General features: G+C 63.1%; 16 protein-coding genes. 13 read left to right on the top strand and 3 right to left on the bottom strand.

What is annotated here, in order from left to right:
- Positions 1 to 27: 27 nt before the first annotated feature.
- Both V2I08_RS01030 and V2I08_RS01025 read left to right on the top strand, forming a co-directional pair.
- Positions 28 to 2196, top strand: coding sequence for a primosomal protein N' (locus tag V2I08_RS01030; protein ID WP_349633485.1), 2169 nt, complete (start codon positions 28 to 30; stop codon positions 2194 to 2196).
- Complete coding sequence (locus V2I08_RS01025; protein WP_349633581.1) at positions 2196 to 2399, top strand: DUF1289 domain-containing protein; 204 nt, start codon at positions 2196 to 2198, stop codon at positions 2397 to 2399. The genes V2I08_RS01030 and V2I08_RS01025 overlap by 1 nt, the downstream gene beginning before the upstream one ends.
- On the opposite strand, the gene V2I08_RS01020 is transcribed toward V2I08_RS01025, so the two are convergent.
- Together V2I08_RS01020 and ada are read right to left on the bottom strand one after the other, a co-directional pair.
- Positions 2320 to 3831: a hypothetical protein gene (locus V2I08_RS01020; protein ID WP_349633484.1), complete on the bottom strand. Its 1512-nt coding sequence runs from the start codon at positions 3829 to 3831 to the stop codon at positions 2320 to 2322. The two genes, V2I08_RS01025 and V2I08_RS01020, sit on opposite strands and share 80 nt — an antisense overlap.
- A gap of 74 nt (positions 3832 to 3905) precedes the next feature.
- The gene (gene ada / locus V2I08_RS01015; protein WP_349633483.1) at positions 3906 to 4958 is read right to left on the bottom strand and encodes a bifunctional DNA-binding transcriptional regulator/O6-methylguanine-DNA methyltransferase Ada; all 1053 of its coding nucleotides are present in this window, start codon (positions 4956 to 4958) and stop codon (positions 3906 to 3908) included.
- Between the two features lie 111 nt (positions 4959 to 5069).
- Here ada and V2I08_RS01010 point away from each other — a divergent pair, with 111 nt between their 5' ends.
- From V2I08_RS01010 to V2I08_RS00970, 9 genes are all read left to right on the top strand, one after another.
- On the top strand, positions 5070 to 6617 hold the full coding sequence (locus V2I08_RS01010; RefSeq protein ID WP_349633482.1) for a serine protease: 1548 nt from the start codon (positions 5070 to 5072) through the stop codon (positions 6615 to 6617).
- 200 nt (positions 6618 to 6817) lie between these two features.
- On the top strand, positions 6818 to 7372 hold the full coding sequence (locus tag V2I08_RS01005) for a F0F1 ATP synthase subunit delta (protein ID WP_349633580.1): 555 nt from the start codon (positions 6818 to 6820) through the stop codon (positions 7370 to 7372).
- 2 nt (positions 7373 to 7374) lie between these two features.
- Positions 7375 to 8904 (top strand): F0F1 ATP synthase subunit alpha, encoded by a 1530-nt coding sequence (atpA, locus tag V2I08_RS01000; RefSeq protein ID WP_310226032.1) that lies wholly within the window; start codon positions 7375 to 7377, stop codon positions 8902 to 8904.
- Between the two features lie 146 nt (positions 8905 to 9050).
- Positions 9051 to 9935, top strand: coding sequence for a F0F1 ATP synthase subunit gamma (locus V2I08_RS00995; RefSeq protein WP_310226034.1), 885 nt, complete (start codon positions 9051 to 9053; stop codon positions 9933 to 9935).
- A gap of 24 nt (positions 9936 to 9959) precedes the next feature.
- Positions 9960 to 11405 carry a F0F1 ATP synthase subunit beta gene (atpD, locus tag V2I08_RS00990; protein ID WP_310226035.1) on the top strand — a complete coding sequence of 482 codons (1446 nt, stop codon included), beginning with the start codon at positions 9960 to 9962 and terminating at the stop codon, positions 11403 to 11405.
- A 178-nt stretch (positions 11406 to 11583) separates the two neighbouring features.
- Positions 11584 to 11838, top strand: coding sequence for an ATP synthase F1 subunit epsilon (locus tag V2I08_RS00985; protein ID WP_349633481.1), 255 nt, complete (start codon positions 11584 to 11586; stop codon positions 11836 to 11838).
- Between the two features lie 207 nt (positions 11839 to 12045).
- Positions 12046 to 13569 carry a CpaF family protein gene (locus V2I08_RS00980; protein WP_349633480.1) on the top strand — a complete coding sequence of 508 codons (1524 nt, stop codon included), beginning with the start codon at positions 12046 to 12048 and terminating at the stop codon, positions 13567 to 13569.
- Between the two features lie 94 nt (positions 13570 to 13663).
- Complete coding sequence (locus V2I08_RS00975) at positions 13664 to 14476, top strand: methyltransferase (protein ID WP_349633479.1); 813 nt, start codon at positions 13664 to 13666, stop codon at positions 14474 to 14476.
- Positions 14477 to 14564: 88 nt separating this feature from the next.
- Positions 14565 to 15449: a DMT family transporter gene (locus tag V2I08_RS00970; protein WP_349633579.1), complete on the top strand. Its 885-nt coding sequence runs from the start codon at positions 14565 to 14567 to the stop codon at positions 15447 to 15449.
- Here the strand turns inward: V2I08_RS00970 and V2I08_RS00965 are convergent.
- Positions 15421 to 15852 carry an OsmC family protein gene (locus tag V2I08_RS00965; protein WP_349633478.1) on the bottom strand — a complete coding sequence of 144 codons (432 nt, stop codon included), beginning with the start codon at positions 15850 to 15852 and terminating at the stop codon, positions 15421 to 15423. The genes V2I08_RS00970 and V2I08_RS00965 overlap by 29 nt on opposite strands.
- An 87-nt stretch (positions 15853 to 15939) precedes the next feature.
- Here V2I08_RS00965 and V2I08_RS00960 point away from each other — a divergent pair, with 87 nt between their 5' ends.
- Both V2I08_RS00960 and V2I08_RS00955 read left to right on the top strand, forming a co-directional pair.
- Entirely contained in the window at positions 15940 to 16305 is a 366-nt protein-coding gene (locus V2I08_RS00960; RefSeq protein ID WP_096061122.1) for a PRC-barrel domain-containing protein, read from the top strand.
- Positions 16306 to 16480: 175 nt separating this feature from the next.
- Complete coding sequence (locus tag V2I08_RS00955; protein WP_349633477.1) at positions 16481 to 16669, top strand: YezD family protein; 189 nt, start codon at positions 16481 to 16483, stop codon at positions 16667 to 16669.
- The last annotated feature ends 62 nt before the right edge of the window (positions 16670 to 16731 follow it).

The raw sequence follows: 16731 nt of genomic DNA, 5'->3' as shown, positions 1-16731 counted from the left end.
CGGGCGGGACGGGCTAAGGACGGTCCCATGTCCCGCGCCCGTGTCCTTCTGCTCAATGCCGCCCTGGGGCCGCTCGACTATCGTGTGCCGCACGGGATGCACGTCAAGCCCGGCAGCATCGTCGTCGCGCCGCTGGGGCCGCGCCAGTTGGTGGGCGTGGTGTGGGAAGAAGACAGCTTCCCCGATGTGGAGAGCGTGGGCGACAACCGGCTGCGCAACTTGCTCGAACTGGTCGATGCGCCGCCCCTGCCCGCGCCGCTGCGCCGCCTGATCGAATGGACAGCGGATTATTATCTCAGCCCCCCTGCCGCTGTGCTGCGGATGGCGCTGGCGTCAATGGCGGCGCTGGAGGGGACGCGCACGGTCATCGAATATAAGGCGACCGGGGCCGTGCCCGAACGGATGACCGAGCAGCGCGCGCAGGCGCTGGAGCGGATCGGTGAGCGGCAAGGGCTGGTGCGCGAACTGGCGATGATCGGCGGGGTCAGCGACGCGGTGATCCGTGGCCTCATCAAACAGGATGTGTTCGAGCCGGTCGAGGTGAGCGTCGATACGCCCTTTCCCGTGCCCGACCCCGATCATGCGCCGCCCGCCTTGTCGGACGCGCAGATGGCGGCGGCGACCACCATGGCCGACGCGGTGCGGGCGCACGAGTTCGCGCCCTTCCTGCTCGACGGCGTCACCGGATCGGGCAAGACCGAGGTGTATTTCGAGGCGATTGCGGCGGCGATGCGCGCGGGGCGGCAAGTGCTGGTCCTGCTCCCCGAAATCGCGCTGACCGAGCCGTTTCTGGAACGGTTCGAAAAGCGGTTCGGCACGGTGCCGGTCAATTGGCATAGCGGGCTGCGCCAGACCGAGCGGCGGCGGGCGTGGCGGGCAATAGCGGCGGGCGAAGCGCAGGTGGTGGTGGGGGCACGGTCCGCGCTGTTCCTGCCCTATCCCAACCTTGGTCTCATCGTCGTCGATGAAGCGCATGAGGCCAGCTTCAAGCAAGAGGATGGCGTCCATTATCACGCGCGCGACGTCGCGGTGATGCGCGGCCTGATCGAGAAATTCCCGGTCATCCTGGCGTCCGCCACCCCGGCGATCGAAACGCGGCATCAGGTGGAATTGGGCCGCTATGCCGAGATCAAATTGCCATCGCGCTATGGCGGGGCGGAGATGCCGCATATCGAGGGCGTCAACCTGCTGACCGATCCGCCCGAACGCGGGCGCTGGATCGCGCCGCCGCTGGTCAAGGCAATCGACGAGGTGATGGAAAAGGGCGAGCAAAGCCTGCTCTTCCTCAACCGGCGCGGCTATGCGCCGCTGACGTTGTGCCGCCATTGCGGCTACCGCTTCCAATGCCCCAATTGCACCGCCTGGATGGTGGAGCATCGGCTGTCGCATCGGCTGGCCTGCCATCATTGCGGCCATGTCGTGCCCGCGCCGCGCTTCTGTCCGGATTGCAAGGAGGAGGACAGCCTGGTCGCCTGCGGGCCGGGGGTCGAGCGGATCGCGGATGAGGTGAAAGCGCTGTGGCCGCTGGCGCGGATTGCGATCGCCACGTCGGACACGCTGTTTTCACCGGCAAAGGCGGCGGATTTCGTCAAGTCAGTGGAGGCGGGCGATATCGACATCATCGTCGGCACGCAGTTGGTCACCAAGGGCTATCATTTCCCCAACCTGACGCTGGTGGGGGTGATCGACGCCGATCTGGGGCTGGAGGGCGGCGACCTGCGCGCGGCTGAGCGGACCTTCCAGCAGATCGTCCAGGTTGCGGGACGCGCGGGACGCGGGGCGAAGCCAGGGCGGGTGTTCATCCAGACGCGGATGCCCGGCAGTGAAGTGATCCAGGCGCTGATTGATGGCGATAGCGAGCGGTTCTATGCGGTGGAAACCGAACATCGGCGACGCGCCAACGCCCCGCCCTTTGGCCGTTTCGCCGCGATCATCATTTCGAGCGAGGATGCCGACGAAGCCGCCCAGGTCGCCCGGCTGATCGGCAAGTCCGCGCCGGTGATCGACGGGATGCGCGTCTATGGCCCGGCCCCGGCCCCGCTGTCGGTGTTGCGCGGGCGGCATCGGCACCGGCTGCTGATCCACGCCACGCGGCAGGTGGATATTCAGTCCGCGATCCGCGAATGGCTGAGCCAGATCGTGTGGAAATCAGGAACGCGGGTGGCGGTGGACGTCGATCCCTATAGCTTCATGTGATGGAAACGCCCTGCCGCAACCTCTGTGCGCTCGATGCGGCGCGCGCGACCTGTACGGGCTGCGGCCGGACGATCGACGAGATCGTCCATTGGCGCAGCCTGACCGATGCGCAGCGCGCCGCCGTCATGACGCGGGTGCAGGACTTTGCGCCTTCGCCGCGCCCTTCGGCATTTTCGCCGCCTGCGCGTCGAACTGAGCCTTGAGCCGGATCGCGTGATCGCGCATGCCCGATCCATGGGGGGAATAGGCGATGGGGTCGAGCAAAGTGGACGCGGCGGCATAATCACCCCGGAACGCCATAGCCTGCGCAAAATTGAAGCGATAGCTGGGGTTCTGCGGCAGCAGGCTGAACGCCTTGTAAAGACCGTCATAACCAAGATCGGGCATTTTTCCGCCCCGCATGGCATGGTAGCGATAGAAGAGCGCCAGCGGCACGGGATCTTCGGTATCGGCACGATTGGCGCGGACGATTGATGTCAGCGCGGCCCTCCAATCCTCTGCCTCATCACTGTCATTGGCGCGTTCCAGCAGCACTTCCGCACGGACAGCATAGGCGCGCGAGGATTGCGGGTCGATGGCGATGGCGCGGTCAGCCGTGGCGAGCGCGGCGGCCTTGTCCTCGCTCTTCCATTCCGCTTCGGCCAACAAGGCCAGCGCATAGGCACTGTCAGGATATTGCGCCGCGACGGTGCGGATGGCCGCAGTGATAGCAGGCAGATTTTCAGCCTTGGGACGGTGGGTGAGGCGCAACTCTTCCTCGATCAACGCCGCCTGGGCCGGGTCTACCGGGCTGAGCGTGATCGCACCTGTCGTCAACTCCTTGGGCGTCAGCACACTGATGAAATGCCTCTGCCGCATATAGGCCTTCAGATCCTTTTCCAGACCCTCCAGCCCCCCTTCGAAATAGTCGGCCACATCCATGTCTGGCGCGCCCTTTGCGATATCGGTCAGGTAGCGGTTGATCTCCGCCTTGCGGTCGGATTGATGCTGAAAATAATAATGGGTCAGCAGCCAGGCGGTGCCATAATAGCGATCGCCATCGCGCAGGTTGAGACCTTGGGGATCGCGCGCCAAGAGCTGCTTGAGGGGATAGGGTTGACCCAGCACCAGACCCGGCACCCGCGCCATGGGGATATGGCCGAACTCGATCGACCCGTCCTTGGGAAATTTCACGACGGAGAAAAATTCCGCAAAACCTTCTACGAACCAGGCGGGATAGGCCGCCGGGAAATGATGCAGCATGAAATGATGGGTATATTCGTGGAACAATATTTCTTCGGCCCCAACGCCAAATCGCCCATTCTTCGTTTCGCGCGAGAGGAAGGCATAGGCATTGCGGTTGGAGGTCGTGTAATAGCCCCTGAAATTGGGGCTATCCGCCAATTCCTGCACCTTGCGATCGCTGGACAATAGATAGACTTTGACCGGGCTGCCGCGTTGCGGGTCAGTGACGCCATAGAGCCGCCGCAGGAGGAAATCGAACTTCTCCAGCCGCTCGGCAAAGTCTTGCAGCGTCTTGTCCCTGCCCTCGCTATAGACGGTGAAATGATCGGTCCTGGCCTGCCACCAGGTCGCATGTGCGACGCCGGGCAGCGCAAGTATCAGCGCCGCCACCGCCTTCATCCAGAATCGCATCCTACTACCCCCCATGGCCAGCCCCGCCGCCAAAATGGCCGAGTGATATGACGATGGAAAGACCCAATACCCCGCTATCCATCCTTCTCGCGCGCCAGCAACGCTCGTTTGCGGTCCAGCCCCCAGGCATAGCCGCCCAGCGTTCCGTCGCTGCGCAGGACGCGGTGGCAGGGGATGAGAACCGCCAGCACATTGTCTCCGCACGCGCTGCCCGCCGCACGAACGGCTTGCGGGCGACCAATGGCGGCCGCGACCTCGCTGTAGCTGCGGGTTTCGCCCGGCGGGATGGCGCGTAGCGCGGCCCAGACGGCTTGCTGGAAGGCGGTGCCGCACACATCCATGGGCAAATCCGGCATTTCGCCAGGACAATCGACCAGCGTAGCGACAGCCTGCGCCAATCGGTCGAGCGCCGCGTCGGCGGGCTGGAGATCGGCGTTGGGGAAGCGCGCGCGCAATTCCGGCTCGCCTTCCCCAAAGCTGATACGGCACAGGCCGCGCGCCGTCGCCGCGACCAAGAGCGGCCCCAGGCTGCTGTCGATCGTGCGCCAGCAGATCAGCGCGCCGCGCCCGCCATCCTTCCAGGCGCTGGGCGTCATGCCCAAATGCCGGTCGGCGTCGGCATAGGCCCGGCTGGGCGCATTATAGCCCGCCGCATAGATGGCGCTCGTCACGCTGCCGGGCGAATCGAGTGCGGCCTTCAATCGGTCGGCGCGCAGGGCGCGGGCATAGGCGGCGGGGGTCAGGCCGGTTTCGCGCTTGAACAGGCGGTGGAAATGATGCGGGGCATAGCCGACATGGGCGGCGATCGCCTCTAGCCGGGGAGCCTCCTCTGCCGCCTCTATCAGCGCGCGTGCCGCCGCCACGGCGATTCGGTCGCGGCCCACCTCGTCCGGGCGGCAGCGCAGGCAGGCACGAAATCCCGCTGCGCGCGCGGCCTCCGGGTCCGGCAGGAAGCGCATATTCTCGCGCCTGGGATGGCGGGCAGCGCAGCTTGGCTTGCAATAAATGCCGGTGGTGGCGACGCAGCCGACGAAGCGGTCGTCCATGGTGCGGTCGCGCGCAACGAAGGCGGCCCAGCAGGTCGCGTCGTCAGGCATCGGGTCGGCAAGGGCGGTCATCAGGATCATGCCTATGGAATAGACGCTCGTGCTTGGCCATGCTTCCCGCGCCTTGCTTTCAAAACATTGCGGCATTTCCCGATTGCGCCGCGCCCGCCATCCAATATGTATGCGCGCTCCATGATCGCCCTCCTCCGCCGCTTCGCCCTGCTGATCGCGCTATGTGCGCCAGCAATTGCCCATGCCGACCAGCAGGATATCGCTGCGGCGGCGCGCGGGGTGGTGCGGGTGGTTCTGGTCGCGACCGATGGCAGCGAGGCTTATTTCGTCGGCCATGGCAGCGGCCTTGCGGTCGCGCCGGACAAAATATTGACCAACGCCCATGTCGTCGAACTGGCGCGCGAAGAAAAAAATCTCGTGATCGGCGTGATCCCGTCGGAGGGCAAAAAAACCTATGGCGGGCGCATCATCGCCTTTTCGCCGGGCAATGACCTGGCCCTCATCCAGTTGGAGGAAGGCAGCCTGCCGGTCAGCACCTTTTACGCAGGGGCGATATCGGACGGGCAGCATGTCACCGCGATCGGCTATCCCGGCACGGTGGACCGTGCGCAGGGGCTGGGCCTCAAGCAGTTGGTCGAGCCGCTGGCGACGGTGAAGACCAGCGGCAATGTATCGGCAGGGCGTGCGAGCCAGAGCTTCGAGACGGTGCTGCATACGGCACCGCTGGCCGCGGGCAATAGTGGCGGGCCGCTGGTCGATGACTGCGGTCGGGTGCTTGGGGTCAATAGTTTCGGGTCGATATCCGACGGCAGCGACGCGGAATTCGGTTTTGCCGTGTCGTGGCGCGAAATTGCGTCCTTCCTCCGGCAGGCAGGCGTTGCGTCGCTGCGCACCGTCGTTCCCTGCCGGTCGATGGCGGAAGCGGACGCCGCCGAAGCGGCCATCACCCAGCGCGAATCGCAAGTGAGCGAGCAGAAGAACCGCGCCAGCGCCGATGCGCGCGAACAGGCGACGGCGCGCGCGCGCGAAGCGGCCGAACGCGATGTCATCACCGCGCGCGAAAACGCCATGGCAGGGGCAGCGGTGCTGCTGGCGCTGGCGGTATTGGGTCTGGGCGCAGGCGGGCTATTCTACAGCCAGGGCAAGGAAAAGCCCGCCATATGGGGCATTGGCGGCGGCGGCGCGATGCTGTTGGGGGCGTTGGCCTTGTTCGTGTTCAAGCCCAGTTTCGACACGATCGAAGACCGTATGGCGATGCCTCAGGACCAAGGGGTCAGCAGCAATGACGCCTATGCCTGGGCCGGGGACAATATCTGCCGCATCGACCTCCAGCGCAGCCGGCTGACCGTTTCGCAGCCCAATGACATTGGTTTCCACTGGGCCGAAGGCGGCTGCGTCGATGGCGATACGCAATATGTCACGAGTGGTACCAAATGGCAGCGCGCCAGCATCCCTGCACAAAGCAATTTCGTCACCATAAGCGTCTTTGATCCGGCAAGCGGCACTTTGCGCGTGCAGCGCTGGCTGCCCGACATGGAGAACATGGCCAAGGCGCGCGCACTGCTGGGAGACAAGCCTTTTCCCGGCTGTGGCGCAGACCCGGACGCACTGGCGCGCATCGCTACGCTGCAATCGGAGCTAAGTGCGCTGCTGCCCGCCGCGCCCAATGAGCGGATCGTCTATCATTGCCAAAAGGGACGGCTTGCTCCCGCCGAAGCGGCCGAATAGCCGATTCGCGCGGGCAATAAAAACTCAGGCAAATGCCGCGCCTTTCCTACTAATGACGGAATCGCGCACCATGACTTGCATAGTCATAATCGCGCTGCTAACCGGCCCGACAACAAAGGGGGACGGGCGTAACTGCTCCCCTCTCTTTTTGCATGACCGGCACATCACCTGCCAGTAAGTCAATGGAGGACAGCAAGCGCGTGGAGACTAATGGCGGCATACAGGCCAGCCTCAGCGGCCGCTACGCGGTGGCCCTGTTCGATCTGGCCCGCGACGCGAACGCGCTCGACACGGTGGCGGAAAGCCTGTCCGGGTTGAAAGCGGCTATCGCCCAATCCCCTGATTTCAAGGGCCTTATCAACAGCCCCGTGCTGAGCCGGGACGCATCGGGCAAGACGATCGCCGCCGTGGCATCCGCCATGGGCATTGATCCGCTGACGACGAAATTTCTGGGCGTGCTGGCGCAGAACCGTCGCCTCGGCCAACTGCCCGCGGTCATCCGCACCTATGAAACGCTGCTGTCGAATCACAAGGGCGAGGTTCGCGCCGAAGTGACGAGCGCGCATCCGCTCGACGCGCAGCAGATCGCTTCGCTGGCACAAAATCTGCGCGCCCGCGTCGGCCGCACCGTCGCCGTCGATGCCAAGACTGACCCCGCGATCCTGGGCGGGCTGGTCGTCAAGATCGGCAGCCAGATGATCGACAGCTCCATTCGTACCCGTTTGAATAGTCTCGCTATGGCGATGAAAGGCTGAACATGGATATCAACGCCGCAGAAATTTCGAAGGTCATCAAGGACCAGATCGCCAATTTCGGCACCGAAGCGCAGGTTAGCGAAGTCGGTTCCGTTCTGACCGTGGGTGACGGCATCGCCCGCGTCCATGGCCTCGACAACGTCCAGGCGGGCGAAATGGTCGAATTCGCCAACGGGATTCAGGGCATGGCGCTGAACCTGGAAGCCGACAATGTCGGCGTCGTGATCTTTGGCTCGGACAGCGAGATCAAGGAAGGCGACACTGTCAAGCGCACCGGCACCATCGTCGACGTTCCCGTCGGCAAGGGTCTGCTGGGTCGCGTCGTGGACGGCCTGGGCAATCCCATCGACGGCAAGGGTCCGATCGTGTCCGACCAGCGTATGCGCGTCGAGCGCAAGGCGCCCGGCATCATCCCGCGCACCTCGGTCCATGAGCCTGTCCAGACTGGCCTCAAGGCCATCGACACGCTCGTTCCCGTTGGTCGTGGCCAGCGCGAACTGATCATCGGCGATCGACAGACCGGCAAGACCGCCGTCGCGATCGACACCTTCATCAACCAGAAGACCGCCAATGCAGGCGATGACGAGAGCAAGAAGCTCTACTGCATCTATGTCGCGATCGGTCAGAAGCGCTCGACCGTGGCGCAGATCGTCAAGCAACTCGAAGAAAATGGCGCGATGGAATATTCGATCGTCGTCGCCGCGACCGCTTCGGAACCCGCTCCGCTCCAGTATCTCGCGCCCTATACCGGCGTGACGATGGGCGAATATTTCCGCGACAACGGCATGCACGCCGTCATCGTCTATGACGATCTGTCCAAGCAGGCCGTCGCCTATCGCCAGATGTCGCTGCTGCTGCGTCGTCCTCCGGGCCGTGAAGCCTATCCGGGCGACGTCTTCTATCTGCACAGCCGCCTGCTGGAGCGTGCGGCCAAGATGAACAGCGACAATGGTTCGGGTTCGCTGACTGCGCTACCGATCATCGAAACGCAGGCGGGCGACGTGTCGGCCTATATTCCGACCAACGTGATCTCGATCACCGACGGCCAGATCTTCCTCGAAACCAACCTCTTCTACCAGGGCATCCGTCCGGCCATTAACGTCGGCCTGTCGGTGTCGCGCGTTGGTTCCGCCGCGCAGACCAAGGCGATGAAGAAGGTGTCCGGCTCGATCAAGCTGGAGCTGGCGCAATATCGCGAAATGGCGGCCTTCGCCCAGTTCGGTTCCGACCTTGACGCTTCGACCCAGAAGCTGCTCAACCGTGGCGCGCGCCTGACCGAGCTGCTCAAGCAGGCGCAGTTCTCGCCCCTGCCGTTCGAAGAGCAGACCGCGTCGATCTTCGCGGGCACCAACGGCTATCTCGACGGCATCCCGGTCGGCGACGTGAACCGCTACGAAGAGATGATGCTGGGCTATCTGCGCCATGAACATGCCGACGTGCTGGGCATGATCCGCGATACCAAGGATCTGGGCGACGAAGCCAAGAGCAAGCTCAAGGCCGCGCTCGACAGCTTCGGCAAGACGTTTGCCTAACTAAAATCCCTCTCCCTTGAGGGAGAGGGTTGGGTGAGGGTGTGCAACGCCGATGGGGCGGACCACCCTCTCCTAGTTCAACTAGGCGGCAAGCCGCCAAGTTTCACTTGCCTCCCCCTCAAGGGGGAGGGAAATACGGGATTGAGATGGCTAGCCTCAAAGAACTGAAGATCCGGATCGGGTCGGTCAAATCGACCCAGAAGATCACCAAGGCGAAGCAGATGGTCGCCGCCGCGAAGCTGCGCAAGGCGCAGGCCGCAGCGGAGGCCGCGCGCCCCTATAGCAGCCGTCTGGAAGCCGTGGTCGCCAGCTTGGCCTCGAAAATTGCGGGTGGTTCGGGCGAAGGCGCGTCGCCGCTGCTGGCGGGCACTGGCAAGGATGAGGTGCATCTGCTGGTCGTCGCCAACTCCGACCGTGGCCTTGCAGGCGCGTTCAACGCGAACATCGTCAAGGCCGCGCGCGCGAAGGCGGATGCCCTGATCGAGCAGGGCAAGACGGTGAAATTCTACCTGATCGGCCGCAAGGGTCGTCCGGTCATCAACCGCCTCTACCCCGGCGCGATCATGGGTCAATTCGACACGACCGGCGCCAAACAGCCCGGTTATGAGCAGGCGCAGGCGATTGCGACTGAACTGACCACCATGTATCTGGACGGCAAGTTCGACATGGCGCATCTTTTCTATTCGCGCTTCAAGTCGGCCCTCGCCCAGATCCCGACCGAGCAGCAGATCATCCCCGTCAAGATCCCGGCCGATGCCGACCGCAACGCCATCGGCGCGACGGTCGAATATGAACCGAGCGAGGAAGCGATCCTCGACGATCTGCTGCCGCGTAACGTGGCGATCCAGTTGTTCAAGGCATTGCTGGAAAACAACGCATCCGAACAGGGCGCGTCGATGACCGCGATGGACAATGCCACGCGCAACGCCGGCGACCTGATCAACAAGCTGACGATCCAGTATAACCGCAGCCGTCAGGCCGCGATCACCACCGAACTCGTTGAAATCATTTCGGGCGCTGAGGCCCTCTAAGTACACGCACGCAAGGAAGCAGTCATGGCAACCACCAACAATGTAGGCCGCATTTCGCAGGTCATCGGCGCCGTCGTCGACGTGACCTTCCCCGATGCGCTCCCGTTCATCCTCTCGGCGCTGGAAACCAGCAATAACGGCCAGCGGCTGGTACTCGAAGTCGCCCAGCATCTGGGCGAGAACACCGTCCGCACCATCGCGATGGATTCGACCGAAGGCCTGACCCGTGGCCAGGAAGTCACCGACACCGGCGCACAGATCACCGTTCCGGTCGGTCCGGCCACGCTTGGCCGCATCCTCAACGTCGTTGGCGAACCGATTGACGAGCGCGGCCCGGTCGCGACCGACATGCGCTCGCCCATCCATGCCAAGGCACCTGAGTTCGTCGACCAGTCGACCGAAAGCTCGATCCTGGTCACCGGCATCAAGGTTATCGACCTTCTCGCGCCCTACGCCAAGGGCGGCAAGATCGGCCTGTTCGGCGGCGCAGGCGTTGGCAAGACGGTTCTCATTCAGGAACTGATCAACAACATCGCCAAGGGCCATGGCGGTACCTCGGTCTTCGCGGGCGTGGGTGAGCGGACCCGTGAGGGCAATGATCTCTATCACGAGTTCCTCGACGCCGGCGTTATCGCCAAGGATGCCGATGGCAACGCCATTTCCGAAGGCTCCAAGGTTGCGCTGGTCTATGGCCAGATGAACGAGCCTCCGGGCGCGCGTGCCCGCGTTGCCCTGTCGGGCCTGACGATCGCTGAATATTTCCGCGACGTCGAAAACCAGGACGTGCTGTTCTTCGTCGACAACATCTTCCGCTTCACCCAGGCGGGCGCGGAAGTGTCCGCTCTGCTCGGCCGTATTCCTTCGGCCGTGGGCTATCAGCCGACCCTGTCGACCGACATGGGCCAGTTGCAGGAGCGCATCACCTCCACCAACAAGGGGTCGATCACCTCGGTCCAGGCCGTGTACGTTCCCGCGGACGATCTTACCGATCCGGCACCGGCGACCTCGTTCGCGCATCTTGATGCGACGACCGTTCTCAACCGCGCCATTTCGGAACTGGGCATCTACCCGGCGGTCGATCCGCTCGACTCCACCAGCCGCGTGCTGGAGCCGCGCACCGTGGGCCAGGAACATTATGACACCGCCCGCGCGGTCCAGTCGATCCTGCAGAAGTACAAGTCGCTGCAGGACATCATCGCCATTCTGGGCATGGACGAGCTGTCCGAAGAAGATAAGCTGACCGTCGCCCGCGCGCGCAAGATCCAGAAGTTCCTGTCGCAGCCCTTCCACGTCGCAGAAGTCTTCACCGGCATCAGCGGCAAGTTCGTGCAGATCGAAGATACGGTGAAGTCGTTCAAGGCCGTGGTCGAGGGCGAATATGACCATCTGCCCGAAAATGCCTTCTACATGGTCGGCGGCATCGACGAAGCGGTCGAAAAGGCCAAGAAGCTGGCGGCCGAAGCGGCGTAAGCAGAACCTATCTAGCCCTCTCCCGCCTTCGCGGGAGAGGGTTGGGTGAGGGTCTTTCTCTCTTTCTGACAATGAGCGGAAAGATAGAAAGACCCTCACCGACTTTGACTAGGCAGCAAGCTGCCAAGTCTTCGTAGCCTCTCCCGCGAAGGCGGGAGAGGGCAAGAGGATCGAAAACATGGCACTGCATTTTGAACTCGTGACCCCCGAAAAGCTCGTTCGTGCAGCGGATGTGTGGCAGGTCGTAGTGCCGGGCACCGATGGCGACTTCGGCGTGCTGGAGGGCCATGCCCCTTTCATGTCGACCGTGCGCGACGGCAGCATCCAGATCTATGCGTCGGCCGGGTCCACGCCGGAGATTATTCCGGTCCAGGGTGGCTTTGCCGAGGTCAATGAAAAGGGCCTGACGGTGCTGGCCGAAAAGGCGGGCTGAGTCTTCGGTGAGAGCGCGGCGGGCATTGGCCCAGCCGCATGAGGAGGGGCGCTGTTGGCGCCCCTTTTTATTGGCACCCTATGTCCGTCGCAGCGGACGGGCATCGATTGGCCAATGCGCCATTAGCCATTTGTCAAAGTTTCCAATCTATTCACCTTATCCGACACTATCAGACCGGCGACGGTCGCGACTTGCTGGCGGAGACTTATGAGCGCCTTTGGACGGAAAAATGGACCTGCCGCGATCAAGCCCGGCTTTGGCGTCGCCCGACCGATGCACGGCGGCAGCCCCAAGGAGGAGCCGCGCGGCGGCGAACAATTCCCGCCGCTCGACATAGCGTCGCTGCCCGGCGAGAGTTTCGACCCGCTGTCCGCGCCAACCAGCCAGATGCAGCGCAACGCCGATGCGATGATGCGCCTGTCCGACCGCGCCAATGCCGAGCATCTGCCCGACGCCGGACCGCAAGGGTTCGAGGCCAGCGTCCACAAGATCAAGGAGCAGGTGCTGCCCCGCCTGCTGGAGCGGGTCGATCCAGAAGCCGCGGCGACGCTGACCAAGGATGAACTGGCGGAGGAGTTTCGCCCCATCATCCTGGAGGTGCTGGCCGAACTCAAGCTCACGCTCAACCGGCGCGAGCAGTTCGCGCTGGAAAAGGTTCTGGTCGATGAATTGCTGGGCCTTGGTCCGCTTGAAGAGTTGCTGAACGACCCGGACGTGACCGACATCATGGTGAACGGGCCGGACCAGACCTATATCGAAAAAAAGGGCAAGCTGATCATCGCGCCCATCAAGTTTCGGGACGAGGAACATCTGTTCCAGATCGCACAGCGAATCGTCAGCAAGGTCGGCCGCCGCGTCGACCAGACAACGCCGCTGGCCGACGCCCGCCTGCCCGATGGCAGCCGCGTCAACGTGATCGTCCCGCCGCTGAGCCTGCGCGGGACGGCGATCTCGATCCGTAAATTTTCCGCCAAGCCGATCACGCTCGACATGCTGGCCAATTGGGGCGCGATGAGCCCCAAAATGGCGACCGCGCTCAAGATTGCCGGTGCTTGCCGGTTCAACATCGTCATTTCGGGCGGCACGGGTTCGGGTAAGACGACGATGCTCAACGCCCTGTCGAAAATGATCGATCCGGGCGAGCGCGTGCTGACGATCGAGGATGCCGCCGAACTGCGCCTGCAACAACCGCACTGGTTGCCGCTCGAAACGCGCCCGGCCAATCTGGAAGGCAATGGTGCCATCACCATCGGCGATCTCGTCAAGAACGCCCTGCGTATGCGGCCGGATCGGATCATCCTGGGCGAAATTCGTGGCGCGGAATGTTTCGACCTGCTGGCCGCGATGAATACGGGCCATGACGGCTCCATGTGTACGCTCCACGCCAACAGCCCGCGCGAGTGCCTGGGTCGTATGGAAAATATGATCCTGATGGGGGACATCAAAATCCCCAAGGAAGCGATTTCCAAGCAGATTGCCGATTCGGTCGACCTGATCATCCAGGTTAAGCGCCTGCGCGACGGGTCGCGGCGCATCACCAACGTCACCGAAGTCATCGGCATGGAAGGCGACGTCATCGTCACCCAGGAATTGTTCAAATTCGAATATCATGACGAGGATGACAGCGGGAAGATCGTCGGCGAATATCGCTCGATGGGCCTGCGTCCCTACACGCTCGACAAGGCGCGGATGTTCGGCTTCGATCAACCCTACCTGGAAGCCTGTCTGTAAGTTATGATGTTCGGAGGGGTTTTCCCCTCCATTCCCCTTGCGCTCGGCACGGGCGGACGGCACATCAGCCTCTCCCTATAAGAGAGGATCCCCGATGAACCGTCTCGCCCGTACCGCGCTTTTTGCGACCGCCCTTTGCCTCCCCCTCCTGCCGCTGGCCGCCCAGCACGCCGATCATGCCGCGCATCAGGCCGCCGACCCGATCGCCGCCGCCGTAGCCGCACCCAGCCGGACCCCGGCCAATGTCGCGCGCGATCAATATCGCCATCCAGCCGAAACGCTGGCTTTCTTTGGCGTCACCCCGACCCAGACGGTGGTGGAATATAGCCCCAGCGGCGGCTGGTATTCCGAAATCCTCGCGCCGCTGCTGCGCGATCATGGGCGCTTCTACGCGCTCCAACCGAGCGGCCGCTATCTCGATGGCTACAAGACTTTCCTCGCCGCCAAGCCGGCCGTCTATGACAAATTGACTCTGGTCGCTTATCCAGAAGAGACGGCGACGATTCCCGCAGGCAGCGTGGACACGGTGCTGACCTTCCGCAACGTTCATAATATGGTGATGGCGGGCAATGAGGCCGCGACCTTCAAGGCCTTTTTCGCGATGCTGAAGCCCGGCGGCACGCTGGGCGTGGTCGACCACCGTCTGCCTGAAGATCGCGACAGCGCGCTGGAAAAGAGCAGCGGCTATCTCAAAGTCTCGACCATCAAGCGGATTGCGCAGGAGGCAGGCTTTGAATTTGTCGAGGCGTCGGAGGTGAATGCCAACCCCAAGGATACCGCCGACTGGGCGAAGGGCGTGTGGACGTTACCACCCGGCCTCAGCCAGAAAGAGGTCGATCGCGACAAATATCTCGCCATCGGCGAAAGCGATCGGATGACGCTCAAATTCCGCAAGCCCGCTGCATAAGCCTTTCCTGACCAAGTCCGGTTGCGTCATCGCGCGACCGGGCTAAGGCGGGGACGTGACCCTTGCCGCCCGCCCCCACCGCCCGCTCCTGGCCATCGGCCTGCGCCTGACCGCCGTAATCTGCCTGTCAGCGATGTTCGTGACGGTGCGGATCGTCGATCAGCGCGGCGTCCATATCGTCGAATCGCTCTTCTATCGGCAGGCGCTTGCCCTGCCCTTCGTGATCGCCTGGCTTGCTATGTCCGGCGGACTGGGCGCGGTGCGGACGCAGCGGATCGGCGTGCATGCCAGCCGGATGCTGCTGGGCATGACCGGCATGTTGCTCAATTTCCTGTCCTATATCCTGCTGCTGCCTGCCGAAGCCGCGACGATCGGCTTCACCATGCCGATTTTTGGCACAATCCTGTCGGCGCTGATCCTGCGCGAAGCTACAGGCGTGCATCGCTGGAGCGCAGTGCTGATCGGCTTTGTCGGCGTGCTGGTGATGATCCGGCCCGAAGCCGGGCATTTCCCGATGCAGGGTGTCGCCGTGGCAATCGTTGCCGCGATCGTGACCGCCAGCGTCAGCCTGGTGCTGCGCGCGCTGGGCCGCACGGAAAATGCCGGCGTGGTCGTATTCTGGTTTACGACGCTGTCGATGATCCCGCTGGGCATCGCCATGCCCTTCTTCGCGCAGAGCCATGATCCGCTGACATGGGGGCTGTTGCTGCTGATCGGCTGCGTCGGCGGGATCGCGCAGTTGTGCCTCACCGCATCGCTGCGCTGGGGGCCGGTGTCGGTGGTGCTGCCGATGGATTATAGCGCGATCATCTGGACCACGCTGCTGGGCGTCGCGATCGGCGAGGATTGGCCGATGATTACGACCTGGATCGGGGCGAGCCTGATCATCGCCAGCGGACTTTACATTGCCTGGCGCGAACATCGCCGCGCCAGGCGACCCGTCGTCAGTTCAGCAGTTCCGCATCCAGACTGATATCAGCCTTCAACAGCTTGGAGATGGGGCAATTCGCCTTGGCTTTGCCCGCCAGTTCCTGGAACGTCGCATCGTCGGTGCCGGGGATGGTCGCCTTGAGCGTCAGATGGCTGGCCGTCACGGCAAAGCCGTCATCCTGCTTTTCCAGCGTCACGACGGCATTGGTTTCCATCTTGTCCGCCGTCAGCCCGGCCTCTCCCAGAATCAGCGACAGCGCCATGGTGAAACAGGAGGCGTGGGCAGCGGCGATCAGTTCTTCGGGATTGCTGCCCGGCACACCTTCAAAGCGCGTGGCAAAACCATAGGGATAGGCTTCAAGCGCGCCGCTTTGGGTCGAAATGCTGCCCTTGCCGTCCTTAAGACCGCCACTCCAGGCCGCAGAACCGCTACGATTGATCTTCATCGTGTCACTCCTCTTGTGTCAGCCATGGAACCCCAGCCCGCCCGCATGGTTGCATTTATATAGCGACATTATGTGAGGAGAGTGACGATGGCCGAACTGGCTATGCACAATCGCGGCGACCTGATCGCATCGGACCGGGTCGAGGGCACCACGGTCTTTAACAAACAAGGTGAGAAACTCGGCAAGATTTCCAATTTCATGGTCGACAAGAAGAGCGGACAGGTGCGCTATGCCGTCCTGTCGTTCGGCGGCTTTCTGGGCATGGGGGAAGATCATTATCCCCTGCCCTGGTCGATGCTCGACTATGATGTCGCGCAGGGCGGCTATGTCGTGGAACTGGACAAGGCCGTGCTCGACGATGCGCCCCGCTATGCCGATGAGCAGCGGCCCGAATATGATGATGGCTATGGCCGCAACGTCTATCAATATTATGGGCTGATCTATCCCTGGTAGGTCCGGGGCGTTCGATATCCTCCGGGAGGCGTGTGACCAGCCAGTCATGCGCCTCTTTTCCTATTTGGCATCGCCCATCCCTAAGCCGAAAGGCGAGAAGCTCTGATTGTCGGCCTGCTATTTTTCATTCTTTGTCTACTTATAGAGTTGAGATAAGAGGGGGCAGGAGTTACAGATGACCGACCAACGACCGATCGATTTGCACCATGGCCGCGCCGACACGCCGCGCATCGACATCGCCGCCAGCATCGAAAAGGTGCGCGATGTTTTGCAGGATCTGCGGTTCGGCTCGATCACGCTGACCGTGCATGACGCCCGCGTGGTGCAGATCGACGTGACGGAAAAGACCCGCCTCACCGCCTGACAACAGGGTGGGGCATCTCCACGGGCTCGTGAAGCCCGACCTATCGGCCATGACCGGACCAC

This window comes from Sphingobium sp. MK2 (assembly GCF_040170545.1).
In the GTDB taxonomy this organism is placed as follows: domain Bacteria; phylum Pseudomonadota; class Alphaproteobacteria; order Sphingomonadales; family Sphingomonadaceae; genus Sphingobium.
Note: the sequence above shows the minus strand (reverse complement) of the source record. Positions and strands in the feature narration are given on the sequence as shown.